The organism is Pseudoalteromonas sp. MMG022, assembly GCF_021654245.1.
GTDB lineage: Bacteria > Pseudomonadota > Gammaproteobacteria > Enterobacterales > Alteromonadaceae > Pseudoalteromonas > Pseudoalteromonas amylolytica.
Genome location: NZ_JAKFZQ010000007.1, coordinates 61309 through 79410, shown reverse-complemented (window position 1 = coordinate 79410; position 18102 = coordinate 61309). Strand labels below are relative to the sequence as shown.

The following is an 18102-nucleotide window of genomic DNA, read 5'->3' as shown; positions in this document are numbered from 1 at the left end:
GCGCTACTCCTAACTCTTAACCGATACAGTGCTGCCAGAGCGAATTTTGATCACTCCTTCGGTGATCACCTGCTGGCCAGTTTCAACACCCGAAGATACAGCGACCCAACCATTGAAACGGGCTAGGATATTGATTTCGACCTGTTTAGCTTTTTGCTGTTCATCAATGACAAATACATAGTGTTTTTGTTGGCGCGGAATAACACTTTTCTCTGGCAGCATGATGGCATTATAAGTCTGTAGCTCTAACTCTAGGTGCATCAGCATACCTGGGCGTAGTAAAGATTCTGGGTTCTCGAAACTGGCGGTAACTTGTACACTACGGGTGGCGCTGTCGATACGAGGATCAATATGTGAAACCTGACCTATGAATGCACGCTCACCATAAGCATCACTTTTGCCTACTACTGTCATGCCCGTATGCAGTGTTGCTAGGTGCTTTTCTGGTACCTGAAAGTCTACTTTGATGATGCTGATATCATCCAGCGTCGTTAATGAGGTTGAAGAGTTAACAAAGCTCCCAACAGATACTAGACGTTTACCTAAAATGCCTGTGAAAGGAGCACTTATTAATAGTTCATCAAGACGCGTTTGCTCTAGTTGCAGCTTGGCTTGAAGTGCCTCGACAACCGAGCGCTGTGTTTCTAATTGTGAGCGAGCAGCTGATTGACTTTTGGCTAAGTCCTCGAGGCGTTTAAGTTGCCGCTGTTGTTCTTTGAGGTTTATCTTTAACTCTTTTACCGCCAAACGTTCTTGCTCATTTTGCAGTTGGACCAATTTGTCGCCTTGCTTGATTACATCACCATCGTTAAAGTAAATATCTGTTATATAATCGCTTTGCGAACTAGAGATATGAATGGCTTGGTTTGCACGGGCGCTACCAACGGCGGAAATATACAATGTCTTTTCCTGCATTGATGCGGTTTGTGCACTGACTGTTGTTGGTGCACCTGCAGCTCTGCTCACTTGACCTTGGCTAATGGGCAGGTATAAGTAGCTTAATATGGCAACGAGAACTAAAATAATAAACGGAAAAAGTGCTTTGCCTGATTGTTGTGTAAACATAAAAATATACCGCAAATAGAGATGTTGTTAGTGTACAAAATACGGCCCGTATACATATAGCTAGGTATCTCGTTATTTTGTGAATTGGCCGAAAAATTGACTGATTAGAACCAGTATCAGCAGAATGTGAGAGCATAAGTGGCAAAACAACCCCCCTGTAAAACCTGTATTACAATACGTTATGTACTGCTTTGGGCTGTGCTGATGTTTATCTTTTATTTTGGTTTTTATGTCGATTAAGCAAGCTAAATTGAGGGCGACTGCAAACCGCCATGGTATGGAGTTTATGCTCGTTGGAGCGATATGTTTGGCTGTGATCATGACATTTGTCGCGTTGCGAAGTACCCCAATCAGCATAGTTGAGATTTTATTAGCGAGTACGGCTTTAATGGCTATTTTACTGGGGTTTTTAAAAAGTCAGCAGCCATTCTATAGTTTACTTATTGATAATAAAGAAATATGTTATGTCCACCGTTTTGGAAATATGCACATTGAGGTTGATAATTTTCACTCGGCTGGTATCCCATCTGTAACACAGGAGCTTGAAATTCTTGAGTTAAATGCGGTTGGTATTAAACTTAATAATATCGACACATTTTTACACGACTTGAGCCCAAGGTTAGCGGGAAAATTGTTGGTAGAACAGAGGTATATTTTTTTACAAGCTGTTAAAGTATATTGTAAAAACGGTAACTGCCCACCAGAATGGCTGGTTGAACCGAGTGATTATCGCTCAGCGTCTGGCAATGTATATACAGGTCTGATAGCGATGTTTGCAAATAGAATGCATAATCTTAAAGCGTTAACAGGGTACGACTTACTGTTACCAGCAAACGTTTTGGATAGGGACATATGGCATTTTTCGACATTATTGAATCGCTGGAAGTTAAATCCAGATGAGGTGGTAGGATCTTTGCTTGATTAGCAAACCGCCTTAACGAAGAAGTAACAGGATCAATTCATGAGCACAGAAAGAGCCTTTATTAAAAGTGGCCGCAACACCATTATTCATAAAGAGAAGAAGCTCGATTTAGTCATTGTGAACGGTGAAGCACACCCAAAGATTAAAGTAACACCGATGGGGTTAGTGCCATTTAAAGAAGAGTTGCCGAGAAATCGTCGAGAGGCGAAAGAGCGCTATCTCGAAGTCGTGCATGTCTCCAGTGTGGATGTGTTCGGTGAAGTGAAACGTTTGTTGTTCATTCAAGCGCTAGATGGTCGAGAGTATAAAGTAGACTATTCAAAAATTGGCACCAAGCTATTTGTAAGAATTCACCAAGACAGTTATTTGTAAGAATTAGGCAAGGAGTGGTCATGAATAGAACCAAAATACTTCCCTTTGTATTGGGCTTGTTGTTAACTGCTTGTGGGGGAGGTGGTGGTTCTGACTCAGGATCTAACACGGAAAATGCCAGCATTAACGCTGGTGGAGATGTAACTGTACTGGAAAAGTCACTATTTAGTTTATCTGCTTTGGTCTCGCCTTCGGGTGGCACGGTGAGTTGGCAAGTCCTAAGCGGCCCAAATGTTGAAGGTTTTCCACAAGAGGGCATGGAGATTGAAGTCACAGCGCCAGATGTTAAATCAGACAGTGAAGCCGTTTTTAAAGTAGATTACCTTGCGCCAAATGGACAAGTTGTTTCTGATCAAGTTTCTGTATTTATTACTTCGCAAAATCAATTACCTATTCCTGTTGTTTTGCAAACCCTACCTAGCGAAGGACAATCCCAGTATTTAGACACCGTTGAGTTAAGTGCCGCAGAATCTTCAGATCCTGATGAAAATGGTCAAGTAGTTGGTTATTTGTGGGAGCAAGTATCAGGACCGACATTAAGTTTTAGCAGCACTACAGAACAAACATTACAATTTGTACATCCGTTATTGGTCACAAACCAAGCCGCAAAGTTTAGGCTTACAGTAACCGATGACGAAGACGGCAGCGCTAGCACAGAATACAGCGTGACCTTGTTAAAGGCTGACCAGCCTGTTATTGCTGATGCAGGAGAGGTACAAACAGCGATTGAGTTTGATACCGTGACACTGGATGCCACACAAAGTAAAACAGCGTCAGGACAGTTTAGTTGTCTGTGGCAGCACCTTGTCCAAACCGGACAAAATACCACGGTCACTATCAATGAACCTAGTCAGTGTATAACTCAATTCGTTGCTCCAGATGTGGATGTGACCACAGAGCTTTCGTTTCAGGTGACGGTCACCGACCCCAATGGGTATAGCGCAACCGACACAACCTCCGTAAACCTAGAACCCAAGGCGCTGGGACTGATCCAAGACAGTGGCCTAGATACATGTTTTGATGCCAGTGCTGAGGTTGACTGTGATGATGCCGATTACCCCGAACAAGACGCAGATATTGGTAGAGACAGTGTCTCTGGCTTTTTAGATAAAGTGGGACAAGGGCGCGCCGCTTTTGATTACACAAAGTTGAACGAATTCGCCGATGAGTTACCAGACACAGCAAGCCAGTTTAGTTGTGTAAGAGATAACGTCAACGGTCTTATCTGGGAAGTTAAACTCAGCGGAACTGGCACGCTCCCTAATACTGACACTCGGGATAGTATTAATCACTACACTTGGCATATAGACCGTGTGAGTGGTGCGGCATACCCTGGCAGCGTTGTTAGCCCTGCAAACTCGACCTGTCCGAGTGACACTGGCTGTGGTATTCAAGCATTTATTGAACAAGTGAACACCAGCAATTTTTGTGGTGGTAGTAACTGGCGACTACCAACTTACTTTGAGCTACTAAGTCTAATTGATTTTGGTAGACAGGGCGACTCACATCTACTAGACCCAGAGTTTTTCCCTAACTTACCAGATGTAGCAGAGTTGGGACACTTGTATTATTGGAGTGCACAAACCAGTGTGGATGGTCGTAGCCTCACTCAAGCATTCATACTTGATATGCAAACAGGCAATGACTTGGCATATCCAAAAGCAAATACCGCCTATGTGCGGTTAGTGAGAACACCATGAGGGAAAATATGAAACTGTTGTTATCCGGTTTTGTACTACTGAGCTCTTTTGCGACCTTGGCTGAGCAAACTTGTGTTGAGGCAACCAGTGCGCCAAGCACCACACCCACAGAGCGTTTCACCATGAACCCTGATGGTACGACGACTGACAATGAAACGGGCCTAATGTGGCAAGTGTGTGAATTTGGACAAAGTTATGATGCCGTGAGTGAAACATGTAACAGTGCTGCGTTACAGGTCAATTGGCAGCAGGCATTGGTAGCTGCAAAAAACAGTAATTATGCCGATTACACGGATTGGCACGTACCTAATGTGAAAGAACTAGCAAGCATTATTGAGCATAGTTGTGTGGACCCCGCCATCAATCAAGAAGTGTTTCTATCAACACAAAATGACAACTATTGGACCAGTACAACCGCGATATCTCAGCAAGATCATGCATGGGCATATCAATTGGCTGATGGTAAGAATAATTTGAAGGCGAAAACCTCAGATATCTTTTTGCGTTTAGTTCGCTATGCCAAATAGCTTTGGCATTAGATAAAAGTTTGCTACTCTTCTTTTCGTTTCTTGACGGGGAGTGATAAAGCGTTGTTTCGTTCATTGAGTTTCGCAGCATTAGTGCTATTGAGTGCTTTGCCTGTATTGGCAAAAAATAAATGCGATGTTGAGTTGAGCCATGGCCTTATTATTACCGACAGCGAGATCCGCATTGTTGATAATGGCCAAACACGCGTGCAAATCAACAATGATAACCAGTTGTTGATCCGTGGTTATTGGGTGGAGCTCTCTGAACAAGAAACCCAAGTATTGTACGAATACTCACGCGGTATTAGAGACACAGTTCCAGAGTTGGTGAGCTTAGCAACGGATGGTGTCAACCTAGGATTAAGCGCTATTGAGCAAGTGGTTGAAGGTATGTCTGATAAAGAGCCTGAGGTACTTAAAACACAATTGCAATATGTTGAGCGTGCACTAATGGACAAATTTAAACGGGGTGATGACTTTTTCTTCATTGCGCCGCAATCACTGTCGAAAATAGATGACTTTTTTACCAAAGAAATAAGCAAAAAAATTCACTCTGCGGTACATGGTTCGCTGGGTGCTATCCTAATGTCGTTGGGTGATGCGTTTAAATCTCGAGAGGGAAATATCGAAGATAGGATCACCGATATGGGACAACGCATGGAAATCATTTCCAGAGAAATCGATAAGTCATTGCAAAAGAAAGCACTGCAGCTTGAAGCAAAGGCTGAAGAGTATTGTGAATGCCTTAATACATTAGAAAATACAGAAACACGCTTACAGAGCATAGTGCCGAGCTTAGCGGCTTACGATCTGGTGCAGATCCGCTCTTAAAGTCGATATACTCGCTTCGCGTTATGGTAACTGAGTTTTCCCCATAGGGTATCGTCATCCACTAATTGGCGATAATGGTGCCATACATTGGCGTAATCATCTCGCATTAAACACACCGGATAATTTGACGCAAACATCACGCGCTCATCACCAAAGGCTGCAATGAGCACCGCTAGCAGAGTGTGACTATCTAAGTGATTATTTACGTGTTCTTGACCTGAAAATTTAATGGCGACATTGCGGCACTGTGCCATCAGTTGCAGACCACCTTGCCATTTTGTATCTTGCTGTAAAAAGCCACTATGATTGATGACAACTTGCAACTTAGGTAGTTGCTGACATACAACCGACAAATGCTTAGCGACTGAATCATGATGCAATTCAAATTGGGCTTCAAACACCAGATCGTGTTCAGCCAAAACCGCAAGGTTTGTTGCAACATTAGGGTGTAACAGCTTATTGGCATCCAGCCCTTCACAGATATCACGAATGCCAATAAAGTTGGTATTATCCAATAATGGTTGTAACTGGGCACAAAAGTCTTTGGGTGCCTGTGTCATATCAATATAGGCAATCGCCTTGTATGGTAACGTGGAAATCTGTGTTGCTAGCCATTTGAGCTCGGTAGCGGGGTTTTGATTGTCAAACCCAGCCTCGATGTGTACAAGGCCAGCTAGACAAAGGTCATCCCCCAGCACCAATTGTGCAAGCCCGTGATTTTGTCTAATTTTATCAAGGTTTGGCCACGCTGGTGGAGAGGAGCCAACCAGCCATTGATATTGACCCTTCTGCAAGTCAAAAAAATGTAGATGAGGGTCAATAATCTGGGTCATTGGGCTGTGTAGCCTCCATCAATACTCTGTAAGCTTCCCGTGATAAATGACGCATCATCACTGAGTAAAAATGCGACCAATGCGGCGACTTCATGGGCTTGGCCTAACCGGCCAAGAGGCTGCATTTTCGCCTCATCAGCGACTACTTCATCTTTAATAGCTCCACTTCTGTGACAATAGCTATCAATAGCTGTGTGAAATAAAGGCGTTTCAATAGTACCAGGGCACACCGCATTAGCGCGAATGTTGAACGAAGCGTAATCCAAGGCTGTAGTACGTGCCATTGATGCCAACGCAGCCTTTGTAAGGTTGTAGGCAAATGAGTTGGTTTTGCCAATGAGTGCCTGATCCGAAGAAATATACACAATAGCGCCATTATTTTGTTGCTTCATGACGGGCAACACTGCCTTTGTGGCCGCATAAGCACCTTTTACGTTGAGGGCAAATAAGCTATCTAACGTTGTTTCATCGGTATTTTCGATGTTGGCACTGAGATGCTTACCTGCGTTAGAAACTAGGGCATCAACTCGGCCTGTTTGGTGAATAATATCGGTAATGTGCTTTTGTACATCTGCAACCTTGCTGACATCACAATGCACATAGTCACCAACTGGTGAGGGATGAATATCTAAGTTAAAAACCTGATACTCTTGGCTAAGCAGCTTCTCGACAATGGCTAAGCCAATGCCAAAGCTGCCACCTGTAACTATGGCAACTTTGCTCATTTAGTGTTCCTTAATGACCACATCCGCCTGCGCCGTGCACATGGCCATGTGCCAGTTCTTCAGCGGTAGCTTCACGTACAGAGATCACTTCAACATCGAACGTTAGAGTTTTGCCTGCAAATGGGTGGTTAAGGTCACAATCTGCATTGAAACGACCTACTTTTACCACGGTAACCTGATGACGACCTTGGTTTGACTCTACAATGGCAGACATACCAGCTTGCCACGCTTTGTTATTCCCAAGACCTTGCAGATGCTTCAGCGGAATACGTTGAACTAAACCTTCTTGGTATTCGCCATAGGCTTCATCTGGTGCGAGTGTGACACTGAACTTATCGCCAGAGTTTTTGCCCTCTAGGGCGTTCTCAAGACCTGGTAACATACTGCCATTACCATGTAAGTATGTTAGTGGCTCACCCGTGGTGCTAGTTTCAATTTGTTCACCAGCTTCGCTTAGCGTGTAGTGAAATTCAACAGCGGTATCTTTTGCAATCTGCATGACTATCTCGTTTTTCAAAATATGTCATATCATTTTACGTGAGCAAGGCCATGAGGGCTAGCGATTAGAGCGAGTTTCTGGCTTAACCAGTTGCTCAAGATCGGATAGCAGCACATTGCTGGCTGGCTTTTGTGGTGTTTCATTGCCTTTGGGCAGGTGCAAAACGAGTACCTTTCCAGGTTTTAATACCTTATTCTCTTTGAGTTTGTTCCATACAATGAGATCACGTACAGAAACTTTGTATTGTTTGCTGATTTTCCACAATGACTCACCTTCACCTACGGTATGGTGAAGCTCCATGGTCAGCTGTTTAGGCTTTTGCACCTGAGCAACGTATGGGCTGATCTGATAATCGATTAACAAGCTGTCGAATTGCTGTGCTTGTTTTACTTTTAGCTTTTCACCCACACGTATCATGTTACCTTTTTTATTATTGAGTAACTTGATAGTCTCTACGCTTGTGTTAAAACGTCGAGCAAGCCGATAAAGCGTATCATTAGGCTTTACCACATAAGTCTGACTAAAGTACTTTTGAAAGAATGGACTACTCAGCAACTGCTTTTCTGTCAGTGGTAGCAAAACTTTGTGCGGTCCATTGGGTGAACTTTGGTGCCTCAAGTAGCCGGGGTTTAATCTATGAAGGGCTGCTTTTTCAATACCTGTTAATGAAGCTAATACCGAAAAATCAAACTGTTGGCCAATATCCAATGGACTGGTCAGAGCGTAATTTGGCAGTGATGGACGTTTAAATTTTGGATGTTCTGTTTGTAGTAAATAGCTTAGTGCAATCAACTTGGGTACGTAGTCTTCGGTTTCTTTGGGTAGAGAAAGGTGCCAGAAGTGTCGACTTTTAGCCTTACGCTTGTTGTTAGCGATGGCTTTTTTGACTCGACCTTCTCCGCTGTTATAGGCTGCGAGCGCGTGTAACCAATTACCATTAAATCGTTTGTGCAGGTAGTTCAAATAGTCCAAGGCAGCACTGGTTGACTCTAAGATGTCTTGGCGACCGTCATACCAATGATCGGTAGTAATACCAAAATGATATGCTGTCGCATTCACGAGCTGCCAAGCGCCAACTGCTTGTTGAGAAGAAACTGCTTTAGGTCTAAAGTCACTCTCAACAAAGGGCAGCAGTGCTAGCTCCATAGGCATGCGGCGACGCTCAACTTCTTCAACAATATGGTATAAGTAGGGAGCGGCGCGCTTAGATACGCTGGATAGATAATATGGCTGCGATAAATACCAGTTAATCCTACTTTCTAATCTATCATTGAGTTCAATATCAAAACTTAACTGCTCACTGATCCTTTGCCATAGATCTGTTATGGGCTTGGCTTTTTGGGCAGGCGCTTTGCTGACCGGTTTTTTGACGGCGATATTAGGTTGGCTTTGTGATGTTTGTTTCACAACTGGCTGTGCCAGCATTTGCGTGCTGACAAGAGAAGCACTTATCGCGGCAACATCATGGTCATTACTTACTACGGTTTTAGTGCGCTGTGTAGGGGACGTCGTTTGACAGGCACTGGCGAACACGCCAAACCCAACGATGAATACAGCGCGCAAGATGGTGACACTCCACAGCGGCTTAGAGAACAGCATTGGGGTCAGACTCCGTTGTGGTGGCTAAGCGCCGTTGTGCCAGCTGATAATAATGCGCCATGCGAGTCTGTGTTGCTTCATCAATCTTGTACAGTGCTGTTACTTTATTTATAAATTCAGTCGCAGGTACGTTATTCAGCAACGCCTGAATGAATGTGATTGGGCGTGCAAGCGCTACTCTTTTGTAGGGCTTGCCGTGTGCAGGAAGCAGCCATTTTATCGTGTTATCTTGGTTGAAAGTTTGCAAACTGGCCAGCCAAGGCGCCAACTGATGATGCGTTACGTAAGGTAATTCATCAACGGTATTGCCTGCAAACAGGGCGCCGTTAGTTTGACTAAAAATAAACATATCGCCCTGACTATATGCGCTGCTAGCTGTCAATGTGAGTGGATAGTCACCGAGATCTAAAGAAAGCGATTGTTTGATAGCGATAGGTGGTGTGAGCTGCAAGGTGCGCCAGTCACTTAACCTTTGTTGCGCTATCTCAAGGTGAGCTTGCCATTGATTTTGCTCTGTGTCGCTCAGCTTATTGGCCCTTTGTTTACTTATAGATAAACTTTGTGCCAGCATGGATAGCTTTGCAATTAATCCTTGCTGGTATCGTGTAAAGCCCTTCACTACCTTGTCGTTTGTGTACCATTTGGCGCTGGGAAATGCACGTTGTAACAAAGCCATACCTTGTATTTGCTGTTGTTCTGCAGAGGTACTGAATAAGTAGCATACGGGTACAGTTAGTTTGTTTTTTACGCTGTTAATCATTTGCTCAAGTTGTGCAAAATCGCCATGGGCATTGATGATTGCGGCACAGTGCTGACCGTGAATAACAGCTTGATTAACTTGTATATAGCGGGCGTGAGCTGAGGGAGATATCAGCCAAGTGGCTTCATCAACTTTATACCATTGATCCGCATAGGATAGATTAGTGAGTAGGCTGACAACGACAGCTAAAATAAAACGCATAATCGCCCAAGTATTACAACAAAAGAGGTGATAATTTAACCGATAATGCGTTTTTTGGGAAGCAACTAATTATCGGCCAAATGCATTTGCAGCTTATCAATTAGGGTTTGTTGTTGAGTTTGCTGAGAATTATTGACTCGTTGCAGGTCTTGTAAATCGTGACACAAGTGCAACGCAGCAAGCAATAATGCGTTTTGCTCGTTTCTTACTGTTGATTTCTGCTTCATTTCATCAACTCTTTGATTTAACAAAGCAACAGCATCGAGGAGCAGTTGTTCCTGCCCCTCAGTACAGGCAAATTGATGCGTCTTACCTAGTAAGGTGACCTCAACTTGATTGCTTTTCTCAGTCATTAGCTAGCCTGAGTAGCACTTTGCAGCTTTTCAAGAAGGTTAGACAAAGTGTTACTTGTATCTTTTTGCTTCTCTTCACTTTCAAGGACTTCTAGTTGAAGTGTTTCATTTTCGTCTATTAGCTTTGAGTTTTGCTCTTTAAGCTGTAAAAGTTCATTATTTAATCGTTCATTACGGGCAATTAGTTGATCAATTAGCTGTTCGAGTTGGGGAAGTGTTTCGTTATTCATAAATGCGCTCTTATCACAGTGTTTTGTCATGCAAATGTAAAACAAAGTGGCTTCGGATGCTAGCGAATACGCGGCTTTATACTGATTTTTGTGTAACTTTAAGCGATAATGCCTTTAACACTCTATTTTATTCAGAAGCGGTTCAGCGAAATATACCGTTTTAGTAACAGGCGATCATATGCTTAGCTATCGACATTCATTTCATGCGGGAAACCCAGCGGACATTTTAAAGCACCTAGTACTTTCTCAGGTACTTGAATACATGACACGCAAAGAATCGGGGTTTGATTATATTGATACGCACTCTGGCGCAGGCCTGTTTGAGCTCAACAGTGCGGATGCCCAAAAAACGCAAGAGTATTTAGATGGCATTGCTAAGTTATGGGATTATCAGGGAGAGAATACGGCGTTAGTAGACTATGTGCAGTTAATTAAATCTTTTAATGAAGCCAACTTATCATTTTACCCAGGTTCGCCAAAGATAGCAGAACATCATTTACGCCGTCAGGATAAAGGCTGGTTTTTTGAGTTACATCCAAAAGATTTAGTTTTGCTACAGCAGAATATGCAAGGTAAAAAGTCTTTACGAGTGCGTGGTGAAGATGGCTTCAAGGGCTTACAAGCGCTTGTGCCACCCGCTTCAAAGCGTGCCGTTGTGCTTATGGATCCACCCTACGAAATAAAAACAGACTACCAGCAAGCGGCGACTATGATAGCCAAGGCACACAAGCGTTTTCCTTCAGGCACATACATGATCTGGTATCCTGTGGTGTCGCGTAGTCGTATTGATTTGTTAGAACAAACATTAATTGATTCCGGCATTAGAAATATTCAACTTTTTGAACTAGCCACTGAGCAGGATACGGAACAACATGGTATGACTGCCTCTGGTATGATAGTGGTTAATCCACCATGGACCTTGAAAACGACTATGGATGCGGCGTTACCTGAATTAGTTAAATACTTGAGTAAAGCTGATGGGTTTTATCGCAGTGAGCAACTCGTTGATGAGTAGTGAGGACTGTCATTAACGCCCAAGTGCGGCAAAGCCCTAAACAAGGGCTTTGCTAAATTTAGCAAGCTTATTACTTTTTCACATATTTAGTTAGGATAACAATGCGCTGGCCTTCGACTCGCCCTTCGATATGTTCAGGGTTAGAGGTTAAACCAATATTGCGCACGGCGGTGCCACGTTTAGCAACTAAAGAGCTACCTTTCACGTCCAAGTCTTTGATTAACACAACGGTGTCACCCGCACTTAATCGCACGCCATTACTATCAAGGTGCACAATATCTTCTTCCTCAGCCAGCGCTTGCTGTGCCCAGCTTAGGGTATCCTCTTCTAGATAAAGCATGTCTATCGCATCTTGCGCCCAACCATTGTCAGCAGCAAGACGCTTTAGCATTCTATAGGCCACGACTTGTACAGCTGGTACTTGACTCCACATACTGTCGTTCAAACAATGCCAATGATTTGCGATCAAATCGGTTTTGCCCTCTACTTGCGCCTTACAAGTTTCACAAAGATACACACATTTATCCGAGTGAGCTTCGACAACCGGTGGAACTTCATAGATGGACAGTGCATGGGTGCTGGTACATAGTTCACATTGCTGGTTGCTGCGTGTTTGGAGGGTGGCCTCGATACTCATAACTTATTCCCGTAGGCAAAAGTCGTATTATACTGCTCAATGCCCCAGCGTACCAGCGGAAGGGATAGATTGAACATAGCGTTGAGTGATGGTTTTAAAGAAAGCTTGCTGATGCAGCGTCTTAATCGCCTGATTTATCACGGGCAGCAGTTTTTTATGCTTGGCTTGTAGTCGCATATGCATTTCACCTTGAGAGTGAACAGAGTTGAGGTAAATCGGAATATTTAACTCTTTTGCCCAATATATGGCAGGGAGATCACCAATAATTGCTAGGTCGATACGACCTTTGGCAAGCGCCTGCAACAATTCTTTTTCGGAATTAAAGTCAATGCGCTCAAAGTGAATATCATCGTGATAGTAATAACCGCGAACGGTGCCAACTTCAACGCCCCTAAGCTTAGGCTCAAATGAAAGCTTTTTAGTTGAAACTATATATTCATCAACTGATAAAATAGCATCTGAGTATATAAATCGCGGGTCGTTTCGCTGCTGGTCATTCAGCCAACTGGGGCTGATGAGATCAAAGTCTATTTTACCCGTCTCTAGGTATAAAACGGTTCTCTTTGCCGGTAGTAGTAAATTTGTGCCTTCAATATTAGCCGTGTCTAAAATAGCGGTGACAACCTCGGGGAGAATGCCTGGTTGCTCTGGATCATGTGTATAATATGGATAATAGCTCCCCGAGCCACTTACACTATAAGTGAGCTGAGTATTGGTGTTGGCGTGCAGCGGGCTTAAAAAATAAAAAGCAGCTATCATTATTAAAGTTCTCATACGCTTATACTAGACTAACAATCTGAACATGAGCAATTACCAAAAGACTAAGTTGGCCGTGAGTTTTACTGCGAAAGTTAAACTTTTATTTGCTCGACACTAGAGCATCACGTATTCTGAATCTTAGGCTACGGCTATTAATGCGCTAGAGAAGGATATAGATGTTAATGAGTGGCACTGTTACGAAAGTAAAAAATACAGCCGTACAATATATAGCGCGTCAAGCTATCCTTGATGTCGAACGAAAAATACATGCGTACGAGCTACTATACAGGGACTCAAATAACAACGCCTTTCCTATGGGAGTGTCTGATGGACAAGCAACGGGAAGAATGTTTTTTAACTCCCTGATGTTTGTTGGTGTAGAGCGACTAGCTGCAGGTCAGCGTGCCTTTATTAATTTATCTGATGAGTCCTTACTCCAAGAATTGCCTAATCTGTTAAAGCCAGATAATTTGGTTGTAGAAATTGTCGAGCGCTCTAAGAATATTCCCGAGCTAGTGAAAATGGTGGCAGCGCTACGCAAGCGTGGCTATCGCTTTGCACTAGATGATTACGATGGCAACCCCAAATGGCAGCCTCTTATTGAGCTGATGTCGTATATTAAGCTAGAAATCGAAACACCCATTATCAAAACCACCATGATGATTAAAAAGCTCAAACGTAGCTACCCAGACGTTAAGATCATTGTGGAGCGCATTGAGACACAAGAGCACTACGAGTTTGTTAAAAATGCTGGGGCTGATTATTTCCAAGGCTTTTATTTTGCTCGCCCAGAAATGCTCAATCACGGCAACATTGAACCGTCTAAGTTAATCGTTTTCGATCTGCTACGCTGTACGGCCAAACCGGATCTGTGCTTTCGGGAGGTACAAGAGCGAGTTTCAAAAGACTTAAGCTTGACTGCGAGAGTACTTAAATTAGCAAACTCTAAAGCGGGTAGCCAAAAGATAGAAATGAAATCGATTTCTCAGGCGGTTGTCTATCTTGGCGAAGATGCCATACGGCAGTTTGTTAGGGTGCTTGCATTAAGTGAGCTAGGTGTTGATAAACCAGCTGAACTGACCAAAATGGGTTTGGTGAGAGCGAAGTTTATGCAGTTGTTTTTACACCCTGGCGGGGAGGAAATGGCGGAACAGGGATATTTAATAGGTTTAATGTCGGTATTGGACGCGGTTTTAGAGGTCGAGTTATCTATCATTGTTGCTGAGTTTTCATTAGATAGTTCACTGAGCAGCGCACTTTTGAGTTATCAAGGCTTGTTGGGTGGCGCGCTGCAATTGACGCTGGCAATTGAAAAGAATGATTGGCAAGAAGCTGAAATGATCCTACAGGCCATTCGCCCAGCAACAAAAACCAAATACTTGTATGATTTAGCTATGGAAAGCCGAGAATATGGGGATGATGTCTTTTCGGTCGTAAAAAGCTAAGTGTAACTCAAAGATATATTTAACTTTTTCAAATGATGTTGTTCTTGAGCCAAGTCAGCCGCCATCAATGTATGCTCCTTTAGCCAACCACTGTTAAATTCAACAAGCAAAGTATCTGCATAACTGCTCAATTTTACCTCGGGAATGAGTGTGTCTTGACGTTTGGCATTGAGTAATACCGCGAGTCTAAATAAACTTAATAAGCGTGAAAACTTAACCATTTCTATTGCACTACACAGTTTCAGTTCGCTCATTTTGATTTTTTTCCGATAAAATCGGATGAGATAACTCAGCACCTGCTGTTGCTCTTGTGTAAAACCTGGCAGTTGGCTGTTACTGACAATGTAGGCGCTATGGCGGTGTAGCCCCGATGAATTGATAACGAGACCCACTTCATGCAGTTGTGCGGCCCAGCAAAGCAGTTGCAAGTCGAGCTTTTGCAATGACCAATTTGCACTGAGCTGCTGGTAAAATTGTTTGAGCGTATGACAAATGTTTGCACTATGCTGGGTATCGACATTGTAGTGCTCACTGAGTGTTTGAATTGTGCGAGTACGTATATCAAACTCGTCATTTTGCGATATTTCGTGTAACAGACCATCGCGCAGTGCATGATCGCAGTAGTGAAGCTCGTGAATATTCAACTGAGCAAATACTGCAAGGAGTACCGCAAGACCGCCAGCGATGCTGGACTTTCGCTCCTCAGACAACCCTTCAATGAGTAGGGTATCACAGCTTTTAGATTCTAGGATAAGGGCTTTGATTTTAATCAGCACCTCATAAGTTAGCGTGTTGTAGCCAAACTGTACCGCAATCGCATGCAGTGCTTTGATGGTGCCAGAGGTGCCATAGCAGCGTTGCCAGCCCATCTTTTTATAACTGGCGGTAATCGGTTCTAATAATTGTTCAGCACGAATTTGTGCTTTAATAAAGCGCTTTTCAGATAGGCGCCCATTGGCAAAAAATTGTTTACTGATATTCACGCAGCCCATATTTCTACTAGTCAGTAACTTATGCGTGAAATGCTCACCAATGATAAGCTCTGTACTGCCACCACCAATATCAATGACTAGGCGGTTACCGTCACTGTGTTCATAGTTTGCAACACCTTGGTAAATGAGCCTAGCTTCTTCTTGGCCTGAAATAACGTTGATTTTAAATGGGAAGCACGCTTTGGCTTTGACCAGAAATTGTTGAATATTTTTGCAATTTCTCAGTGTATAAGTTGCGACGACTTGTACATGACTATGGGGAAAGTTTTGTAACGTGGCGGCAAACTGTTTCAGTACCGCCAATGCTCTTTCCATGGCTGCCACACTGAGCGTCATATCGGCATTAAGCCCTGCCGCTAGATTAACGCGTTGCTTTTCTTTATGAAGCACCTGAAAGCTACCATCAACTTCTCTTGCAACCAATAAATGAAAGCTGTTTGAGCCTAAGTCTACGGCCGCAATAGAGGGGTATTCTGTCATAGTGAACTCTTGTTACTTTCCCATTTTTTAAGGTGGTCATATATGGCAATTTGTGAGCGGATTTTTTTGCGGTTACCGCGTCTTACGTATTGATTTTTTTGCTCTGCATCGATAATTCGAGCTTTGGTGCGGTCGCGAAATTGTAGCTCAAGGATATCAATGATGAGTTGTTTCAATTCTTCACTGTATATGGGCACCCCCACCTCAACACGATGATCAAGGTTGCGAGTCATCCAGTCAGCAGAAGAAATGAAAACTAAAGGGTGCCCTAAGTTTTCAAATACCATCACACGAGGATGCTCTAAAAAGCGGTCAACGATGCTGATCACTTTAATGTTTTCGCTAAAGCGTGGCAAACCTGGTACCAGAGCGCACATGCCTCGTACAATAATTCTGACTTTAACGCCAAGACGGGCCGCAAAATACAATTTATCAACCAGTTGTTTATCGACCAAGTTATTTATTTTAATGGTTATTCGAGCAATCTTACCTTGCTCGGCGTGCTTCATTTCTTGGTCAATTAAATCAAGAATACGATCTCGCGCGTTCAGTGGCGAGATCATTAGGTGTTCAAAATGAAAAGGACGATAGCTACTTTCAATAAAACGAAATACGCTGTCACATTCTTCACAAATATCCTGATGTTTAGTAAACAGACTGAAGTCGGTGTAAATTTTTGCGGTTTTCTCATGAAAATTACCCGTGCCTATGTGCGCATATTTGATAATCTTGCCCTTTTCACGACGATGGATCACACACAGTTTACTGTGCACCTTTAGAGCAGGGATCCCGACCATTACCTTGATCCCTGCTTCACTTAAGCGCTTAGCCCACTCGATATTATTCTGCTCGTCAAAGCGGGCTTTTAACTCGACCATGACCGTGACGTGTTTGCCATTTTTTGCGGCATTGATAAGCGAAGCGACCATTCTGGAGTTGCTTGCAACACGATATATATTGACCTTAATTTGAGTAACATGAGGGTCAAAAGCTGCTTGGCGAACATACTCCAGCAAATGATTGAAAGTGTGATAGGGGTAATAGAGCAAAATGTCTTGCTCAGAGATTGCTGAAAACACGCTTTCATGGTGCTTAAATGCTTGGCTTTGCAGCGGTGGCAGTGGCTTGTTTTCTAAGTGACGGCGACCAACATTCGGAAAAGCAATGAAGTCTCTGAAGTTGCGATAACGCCCTCCTGGGATAAGTGCATCCTGATGGGTTACACCGAGGCGCTTTTTCATCACCTTGAGCATTTCTTCTGGCATTGACTCATCGTATACCAACCTGACCGGCTCGGCATATAGCCTTTGTTTCAGGCCTTTTGACATTTTGTCTAGCAGTCCTTCTTCTATTTCATCGTCAAGATTGTATTCAGCATCTCTGGTCAGCTTAATGGCGTAGCCTTCAATACTGTCGAAATGAAAGAAGCTGTTAAAAACATCGCGCAAAAAGAACTGCACGATGTCATCCAACATCACGATGTGCTTTTGGCGTCGTGAGCGTTCAGGTGGAAGCTGTACAAATCGAGCAAGTCGGTCGGTAGGCACTTCTAGTAAGGCATAATGTTGCTTCTCACCATTCATGTGCACAAACAGATAGGTCATCGTGTCGTTCATGTTGTCCGAATAGTCTTTGCTTTCTATCAGCAACATGGGTGACATATTGGGTAAGACCTGGTCTTCAAAATAACGCTTGAGCCAAGTTTGATGAAATTCCGATAGCTCTTGAGGTCGACTTAAGTGGATGTGATATTTCTCAAGGTCACTCAAAATCTGCTGGTGAATATGGGTAAACTTTTTACCAAGCTGTAGTACTTTTTGATTTATTTGGCTAAGCAGCGCTTCATCTTCATCAAAATTAGTATTGGGTAAGTTATTAAGCAGAACGCGCCGCTTTACATCAGCAACACGTACTTGAAAAAACTCGTCGAGATTGTTTGAAAAAATCCCCAGAAAGCGTATCCGCTCTATGATTGGGTTGCTGCTATCTTTAGCTTCTTGTAATACGCGTTCGTTAAATGATAGCCAACTTAATTCTTTTGCAAAATAACTAACAGTTTTCGGTTGAGAAGGTAGAGCCTGCATGTTGATATCCACGACAAATTAGCTGCGTCAAATATAGGTCCATAATGTGACGGCGGTATGACAAGTGTCTTCT

19 protein-coding genes are annotated in these 18102 nt (G+C 43.2%); 7 read left to right on the top strand and 12 right to left on the bottom strand.

The window, feature by feature from the left end:
• Window positions 1-9 precede the first annotated feature (9 nt).
• Window positions 10-1065, bottom strand: a complete 1056-nt coding sequence (locus L1070_RS08435) for an efflux RND transporter periplasmic adaptor subunit (protein WP_237125221.1) — start codon at window positions 1063-1065, stop codon at window positions 10-12.
• Between the two features lie 229 nt (window positions 1066-1294).
• Here L1070_RS08435 and L1070_RS08430 point away from each other — a divergent pair, with 229 nt between their 5' ends.
• The 5 genes from L1070_RS08430 to L1070_RS08410 all read left to right on the top strand — a co-directional run bounded on the left by L1070_RS08430 (window position 1295) and on the right by L1070_RS08410 (window position 5417).
• On the top strand, window positions 1295-1990 hold the full coding sequence (locus tag L1070_RS08430) for a DUF2982 domain-containing protein (protein ID WP_170829161.1): 696 nt from the start codon (window positions 1295-1297) through the stop codon (window positions 1988-1990).
• Between the two features lie 36 nt (window positions 1991-2026).
• Window positions 2027-2359 (top strand): hypothetical protein, encoded by a 333-nt coding sequence (locus L1070_RS08425; protein WP_070986220.1) that lies wholly within the window; start codon window positions 2027-2029, stop codon window positions 2357-2359.
• A gap of 20 nt (window positions 2360-2379) precedes the next feature.
• Complete coding sequence (locus L1070_RS08420) at window positions 2380-4059, top strand: DUF1566 domain-containing protein (protein ID WP_237125220.1); 1680 nt, start codon at window positions 2380-2382, stop codon at window positions 4057-4059.
• A gap of 8 nt (window positions 4060-4067) precedes the next feature.
• Window positions 4068-4586 carry a DUF1566 domain-containing protein gene (locus L1070_RS08415; protein WP_070986218.1) on the top strand — a complete coding sequence of 173 codons (519 nt, stop codon included), beginning with the start codon at window positions 4068-4070 and terminating at the stop codon, window positions 4584-4586.
• Window positions 4587-4649: 63 nt separating this feature from the next.
• Window positions 4650-5417, top strand: coding sequence for a YggN family protein (locus L1070_RS08410; protein WP_237125219.1), 768 nt, complete (start codon window positions 4650-4652; stop codon window positions 5415-5417).
• Here L1070_RS08410 and L1070_RS08405 read toward each other — a convergent pair.
• The 7 genes from L1070_RS08405 to zapB all read right to left on the bottom strand — a co-directional run bounded on the left by L1070_RS08405 (window position 5414) and on the right by zapB (window position 10617).
• A complete protein-coding gene (locus L1070_RS08405) occupies window positions 5414-6250 on the bottom strand; it encodes an amidohydrolase family protein (protein ID WP_237125218.1) in 837 nt (278 codons plus the stop codon). The genes L1070_RS08410 and L1070_RS08405 overlap by 4 nt on opposite strands.
• Complete coding sequence (locus L1070_RS08400) at window positions 6247-6975, bottom strand: SDR family oxidoreductase (protein ID WP_070986215.1); 729 nt, start codon at window positions 6973-6975, stop codon at window positions 6247-6249. Before L1070_RS08400 ends, L1070_RS08405 begins: the two co-directional genes overlap by 4 nt.
• A 10-nt stretch (window positions 6976-6985) precedes the next feature.
• Window positions 6986-7474 (bottom strand): peptidylprolyl isomerase, encoded by a 489-nt coding sequence (locus tag L1070_RS08395; RefSeq protein WP_237125217.1) that lies wholly within the window; start codon window positions 7472-7474, stop codon window positions 6986-6988.
• Between the two features lie 57 nt (window positions 7475-7531).
• Window positions 7532-9073 (bottom strand): LysM peptidoglycan-binding domain-containing protein, encoded by a 1542-nt coding sequence (locus tag L1070_RS08390; protein ID WP_237125216.1) that lies wholly within the window; start codon window positions 9071-9073, stop codon window positions 7532-7534.
• Entirely contained in the window at window positions 9060-10034 is a 975-nt protein-coding gene (locus tag L1070_RS08385; protein WP_237125215.1) for a hypothetical protein, read from the bottom strand. The genes L1070_RS08390 and L1070_RS08385 overlap by 14 nt, the downstream gene beginning before the upstream one ends.
• A 65-nt stretch (window positions 10035-10099) precedes the next feature.
• The gene (locus L1070_RS08380) at window positions 10100-10387 is read right to left on the bottom strand and encodes a cell division protein ZapA (RefSeq protein WP_237125214.1); all 288 of its coding nucleotides are present in this window, start codon (window positions 10385-10387) and stop codon (window positions 10100-10102) included.
• The gene (zapB, locus tag L1070_RS08375) at window positions 10387-10617 is read right to left on the bottom strand and encodes a cell division protein ZapB (protein ID WP_070986211.1); all 231 of its coding nucleotides are present in this window, start codon (window positions 10615-10617) and stop codon (window positions 10387-10389) included. The genes L1070_RS08380 and zapB overlap by 1 nt, the downstream gene beginning before the upstream one ends.
• A 178-nt stretch (window positions 10618-10795) precedes the next feature.
• Here zapB and rlmJ point away from each other — a divergent pair, with 178 nt between their 5' ends.
• Window positions 10796-11632 (top strand): 23S rRNA (adenine(2030)-N(6))-methyltransferase RlmJ, encoded by an 837-nt coding sequence (rlmJ, locus tag L1070_RS08370; protein WP_237125213.1) that lies wholly within the window; start codon window positions 10796-10798, stop codon window positions 11630-11632.
• A gap of 70 nt (window positions 11633-11702) precedes the next feature.
• On the opposite strand, the gene L1070_RS08365 is transcribed toward rlmJ, so the two are convergent.
• Together L1070_RS08365 and L1070_RS08360 are read right to left on the bottom strand one after the other, a co-directional pair.
• Window positions 11703-12269: an alkylphosphonate utilization protein gene (locus L1070_RS08365; RefSeq protein WP_070986209.1), complete on the bottom strand. Its 567-nt coding sequence runs from the start codon at window positions 12267-12269 to the stop codon at window positions 11703-11705.
• A gap of 36 nt (window positions 12270-12305) precedes the next feature.
• Entirely contained in the window at window positions 12306-13043 is a 738-nt protein-coding gene (locus tag L1070_RS08360) for a transporter substrate-binding domain-containing protein (protein ID WP_237125212.1), read from the bottom strand.
• Window positions 13044-13204: 161 nt separating this feature from the next.
• Here L1070_RS08360 and L1070_RS08355 point away from each other — a divergent pair, with 161 nt between their 5' ends.
• Window positions 13205-14473: an HDOD domain-containing protein gene (locus L1070_RS08355; RefSeq protein ID WP_237125211.1), complete on the top strand. Its 1269-nt coding sequence runs from the start codon at window positions 13205-13207 to the stop codon at window positions 14471-14473.
• Here the strand turns inward: L1070_RS08355 and L1070_RS08350 are convergent.
• Together L1070_RS08350 and ppk1 are read right to left on the bottom strand one after the other, a co-directional pair.
• Window positions 14470-15945: an exopolyphosphatase gene (locus tag L1070_RS08350; protein WP_237125210.1), complete on the bottom strand. Its 1476-nt coding sequence runs from the start codon at window positions 15943-15945 to the stop codon at window positions 14470-14472. The two genes, L1070_RS08355 and L1070_RS08350, sit on opposite strands and share 4 nt — an antisense overlap.
• Window positions 15942-18029, bottom strand: a complete 2088-nt coding sequence (gene ppk1 / locus L1070_RS08345) for a polyphosphate kinase 1 (protein WP_237125209.1) — start codon at window positions 18027-18029, stop codon at window positions 15942-15944. Before ppk1 ends, L1070_RS08350 begins: the two co-directional genes overlap by 4 nt.
• Between the last annotated feature and the right edge of the window lie 73 nt (window positions 18030-18102).

Excerpts from the sequence above, each read along its gene's own strand:
- L1070_RS08365 (WP_070986209.1), bottom strand. The coding sequence starts at position 12,269 with ATGAGTATCGAGGCCACCCTCCAAACACGCAGCAACCAGCAATGTGAA.
- L1070_RS08395 (WP_237125217.1), bottom strand. The coding sequence starts at position 7,474 with ATGCAGATTGCAAAAGATACCGCTGTTGAATTTCACTACACGCTAAGC.
- L1070_RS08435 (WP_237125221.1), bottom strand. The coding sequence starts at position 1,065 with ATGTTTACACAACAATCAGGCAAAGCACTTTTTCCGTTTATTATTTTA.
- zapB (WP_070986211.1), bottom strand. The coding sequence starts at position 10,617 with ATGAATAACGAAACACTTCCCCAACTCGAACAGCTAATTGATCAACTA.
- L1070_RS08385 (WP_237125215.1), bottom strand. The coding sequence starts at position 10,034 with ATGCGTTTTATTTTAGCTGTCGTTGTCAGCCTACTCACTAATCTATCC.
- ppk1 (WP_237125209.1), bottom strand. The coding sequence starts at position 18,029 with ATGCAGGCTCTACCTTCTCAACCGAAAACTGTTAGTTATTTTGCAAAA.
- L1070_RS08360 (WP_237125212.1), bottom strand. The coding sequence starts at position 13,043 with ATGAGAACTTTAATAATGATAGCTGCTTTTTATTTTTTAAGCCCGCTG.
- L1070_RS08350 (WP_237125210.1), bottom strand. The coding sequence starts at position 15,945 with ATGACAGAATACCCCTCTATTGCGGCCGTAGACTTAGGCTCAAACAGC.
- L1070_RS08355 (WP_237125211.1), top strand. The coding sequence starts at position 13,205 with ATGTTAATGAGTGGCACTGTTACGAAAGTAAAAAATACAGCCGTACAA.
- L1070_RS08405 (WP_237125218.1), bottom strand. The coding sequence starts at position 6,250 with ATGACCCAGATTATTGACCCTCATCTACATTTTTTTGACTTGCAGAAG.
- rlmJ (WP_237125213.1), top strand. The coding sequence starts at position 10,796 with ATGCTTAGCTATCGACATTCATTTCATGCGGGAAACCCAGCGGACATT.
- L1070_RS08425 (WP_070986220.1), top strand. The coding sequence starts at position 2,027 with ATGAGCACAGAAAGAGCCTTTATTAAAAGTGGCCGCAACACCATTATT.
- L1070_RS08420 (WP_237125220.1), top strand. The coding sequence starts at position 2,380 with ATGAATAGAACCAAAATACTTCCCTTTGTATTGGGCTTGTTGTTAACT.
- L1070_RS08380 (WP_237125214.1), bottom strand. The coding sequence starts at position 10,387 with ATGACTGAGAAAAGCAATCAAGTTGAGGTCACCTTACTAGGTAAGACG.
- L1070_RS08415 (WP_070986218.1), top strand. The coding sequence starts at position 4,068 with ATGAAACTGTTGTTATCCGGTTTTGTACTACTGAGCTCTTTTGCGACC.
- L1070_RS08400 (WP_070986215.1), bottom strand. The coding sequence starts at position 6,975 with ATGAGCAAAGTTGCCATAGTTACAGGTGGCAGCTTTGGCATTGGCTTA.
- L1070_RS08430 (WP_170829161.1), top strand. The coding sequence starts at position 1,295 with ATGTCGATTAAGCAAGCTAAATTGAGGGCGACTGCAAACCGCCATGGT.
- L1070_RS08390 (WP_237125216.1), bottom strand. The coding sequence starts at position 9,073 with ATGCTGTTCTCTAAGCCGCTGTGGAGTGTCACCATCTTGCGCGCTGTA.